The 3180-nt window shown below is 67.6% G+C and carries 3 protein-coding genes and 2 pseudogenes; 1 reads left to right on the top strand and 4 read right to left on the bottom strand.

Going from position 1 to position 3180, the window contains the following annotated elements; all coding sequences use genetic code 11:
• Together Q0L11_RS17450 and Q0L11_RS17445 are read right to left on the bottom strand one after the other, a co-directional pair.
• Positions 1–323, bottom strand: a pseudogene (locus Q0L11_RS17450) (hypothetical protein); the annotation flags it as partial.
• 138 nt (positions 324–461) lie between these two features.
• The gene (locus tag Q0L11_RS17445; RefSeq protein ID WP_296598918.1) at positions 462–866 is read right to left on the bottom strand and encodes an MAPEG family protein; all 405 of its coding nucleotides are present in this window, start codon (positions 864–866) and stop codon (positions 462–464) included.
• 128 nt (positions 867–994) lie between these two features.
• On the opposite strand from Q0L11_RS17445, the gene Q0L11_RS17440 reads away from it, so the two are divergent.
• On the top strand, positions 995–1201 hold the full coding sequence (locus Q0L11_RS17440) for a KTSC domain-containing protein (RefSeq protein WP_296598917.1): 207 nt from the start codon (positions 995–997) through the stop codon (positions 1199–1201).
• Positions 1202–1371: 170 nt separating this feature from the next.
• Here Q0L11_RS17440 and Q0L11_RS17435 read toward each other — a convergent pair whose 3' ends face one another.
• Together Q0L11_RS17435 and Q0L11_RS17430 are read right to left on the bottom strand one after the other, a co-directional pair.
• Positions 1372–2181 (bottom strand): TorF family putative porin, encoded by an 810-nt coding sequence (locus Q0L11_RS17435; protein ID WP_296598916.1) that lies wholly within the window; start codon positions 2179–2181, stop codon positions 1372–1374.
• Positions 2182–2474: 293 nt separating this feature from the next.
• A pseudogene (locus tag Q0L11_RS17430) lies at positions 2475–3180 on the bottom strand (argininosuccinate synthase domain-containing protein); the annotation flags it as partial.

Below are 3180 nucleotides of genomic sequence, written 5' to 3'. Positions count from 1 at the left end.
GGGCGGTAGAACGGGTCGGGCTCGACGTAGGTCTGGGTCTTCTTGTCGGTGTCGCGGTCGACGATGGAGAACCAGTCGTAGCCGCTCTCGACCGTCAGTTCGGCGGCGCGGAACAGCAGGTAGCCCTCGACGGTCTCACGCCCCGTCAACGAGTTGCCGGCGAAGTTCACGCGGTACCGGTTGGGTTCGAGCCGAACCTCGGAATAGCCGCCCGAGGCGGACTGGCCCTTCACGTTCGGCTGGTAGGGCGTGGGCGTCGCACAGGCCGCGAGGCCGGCCGAGAGCGCGACGGCGATCGCGAAAGCGGCTGATTTCTTTGACATTTGACGATCTCGAACTCGGACGTTCCCCATCACGGGGAATGTATGTTCCACAACACCTCGCCGCAATTGTGGTTGCGGCGTTTCAACTGGCGCGATTCTTGGGCGAAACCGGCGCGGCGCCATGATGCGCGTCAATCCTCACGCCCCGGTGACGGCCAGGACGTAGACCGCCCGGCCCAGCGATCCGAACAGCAACACGGCCACGGCCAGGGCCTGGATCAGGAAGCCGGCCTCGCGCTTCTTCGGGTCGGCGACGTAGCCAAGCTGGTAGACGATGCGGCCGGCGATCCAGACCAGGCCGATGGCGGCGGCCCACAGGTCGTTCCAGTAGATGGCGAACAGCCAGAGGGGCACGAGGAACAGCGGCAGCCATTCCAAGGTGTTGTAGTGGGCGCGGATGGTGCGTTCGAGCACGGGATCGCCGGTCATGGCGGGCGCGGCGATGCCGCATTTCGCGCGGGCGCGGCCGACCTGCAAGCCCATCCAGAAGTAGACGAGCAGCGCCAGAAGCGTAACGATGGCCACGTAAGCGTGCGACTGCATTGCGTAATCCCTCCGACCGGCGAACAAGCGTCGCCTTGTGCGCCGACAGTGGCGCCATCCGCGGCGCGGGGGAACCAGTACGATCCTTGTGAGCGTTCTAGGGGCGTCAGACCTTTGGGAGACCGCCGATGGACGTCGACTCCACGGCCATCCAGGCCATCGACTACGACGCGGACCACGAGAAGCTCTTCGTGCGCTTCCTCAGTGGCGAGCGATACCTGTACGTGGGCGTTCCCGGCGAGGTCTGCAGGTCGTTCCTCGACGCCGAGTCGAAGGGACGGTTCTTCCAGGCCGAGATCCGCGACCAGTATCCCTACAACCGGCTGGACGGGTGACGTCGCGAACAGTTGCTCCCCGTCGGGGGCGCTGTCGGCGACCGCCGACTGAGGGAGTCCTCGACGACCGGTGAGGAAGCCCCTCCACCGCTTCGCGGTCCCCCTCTCCCTGCGGGGGAGGAACTAAAAAGTTGGCGGGTCACGGCCGGCCGCCGCGACCCGCCGGGCCGTCAGAAGGTCGCCGTGAGAGAGAACACGACCTTGCCGTCGGCGATCGATCCGCCTTTCGAGTTGGCGAAGTTGGGAAGCAGGTAGGCGGACTCGGCCTTGCCGATGTCGGTGTCGACGTAGGCGACGCCCAGGGTGACCGGACCCACCGGCAGGTCGGCGCCGACCATCCAGTCAAGGTACTTGCCTGTCGGCGCGACGCTGGTGCCGTTGGGGCCCAGGCCCGGATTGCCGTCGGAGTAGCCGAGGTGCGCCTTCAGGACGACCGGCGTACCCGGCACCGTCCCGCTGGCGTCGCCCCAGAGGTAGAGGTTGTCCTGCTTCTGCCCGCGGCTCTGCGGGGTGTTGGAATAGTTGCCCAGGGCCGTCTGCTTGGGCGCGTAGGCGACGCCGGCCAGCAACGAGGCCGGTCCGACCGCGCCGCTGACCTTCACATAGGGCTCGGCGAAGGTCGTTTTGCTGGCGCCGCCCGGGTAGGTGTACCAAGTCACGCCGGCGTCGACCGAAAGGCCGGGCGTCGGTTCGAACTTGTAGCCGGCGAACAGGTCGAGCTCGATGTTCGGTCCGCCGAACGTGCCCCAGCCGGCGAGGTTGGAGCCCCAGGTCCCGGCGTAGAACCCGCTCTCGTGGCTGACCGTCAGGCCGCCCTGCACCGCCATCTCCTCGTCGGTCTGCGAGACGCCGCGGAAGCGGTAGTCCGAGACCAGGGCGAACGAGCCCGAAACCGTGATCGGCCCGCTCGCGGCCTCCTGGGCGAGCGCAGTCGTCGCCGCCATCGCGAGCGCGAGGGCGGACAGGGCCAGGTAACGCATCTTGGAGTATCCCCTTCTTTATAGGTTCAACTCCTTCCTGCCGCCCGTCGGCCAGTTGTTTTGGGTCTAGCCCGGTCCGGCCGTTCGGGACGTGCGGACTGACGTTAGCGGGGCGGTTCCGGGGCTCCAGGCGCTACCGCCCGCCGGCGCGCGCGAAGGCGCCGGCCATGGCGGGCAGGCCACGTTTGTTATGCGTTTCGTGTCGGAGTGCGGCTGGCCGGTTGCCCGCGCGTGTCGAAGTGTTGCAGCGGCCGCGCGCGCCCTTCTCCCGCAAGGGGAGAAGGACGCTGGCGTCAGCGCTTGTCGCGCTTGGCGGCGACGCGGAGGCGCAGGGCGTTCAGCTTGATGAAGCCGGCGGCGTCGCGGTGGTCGTAGGCGACCTTGCCTTCCTCGAAGGTGACCAGCTCCTGGTCGTACAGCGAGTAGGGCGAGGTGCGGCCGACGACGGTCACGTTGCCCTTGTAGAGCTTCACGCGAACCTGGCCCGAGACCTTCTGCTGGCTGTAGTCGATGGCCGCCTGCAGCATCTCGCGCTCCGGGGCGAACCAGAAGCCGTTGTAGATGAGCGACGCGTACTTCGGCATCAGCTCGTCCTTCAGGTGCATGGCCCCGCGGTCGAGGGTGATCGACTCGATGCCGCGGTGGGCGTGCAGCAGGATCGTGCCGCCGGGGGTCTCGTAGACGCCGCGCGACTTCATGCCGACGTAGCGGTTCTCGACGAGGTCGAGGCGGCCGATGCCGTTGTCGCGGCCCAGTTCGTTGAGCTTGGTGAGCAGGGCGGCCGGCGACAGCTTCTGGCCGTCGATGGCGACGGGGTCGCCCTTCTCGAAGTCGATGGTGATGACCGTCGGCTTGTCGGGCGCGGCTTCGGGCGAAATCGTCCGCATGTGCACGAACTCGGGGGCCTCGACCGCCGGGTCCTCAAGCACCTTACCCTCGGACGAGGAGTGCAGCAGGTTGGCGTCGACGCTGAACGGCGCCTCGCCGCGCTTGTCCTTG

Source organism: Phenylobacterium sp. (genome assembly GCF_024508875.1).
Lineage (GTDB): Bacteria > Pseudomonadota > Alphaproteobacteria > Caulobacterales > Caulobacteraceae > Phenylobacterium.
Note: the sequence above shows the minus strand (reverse complement) of the source record. Positions and strands in the feature narration are given on the sequence as shown.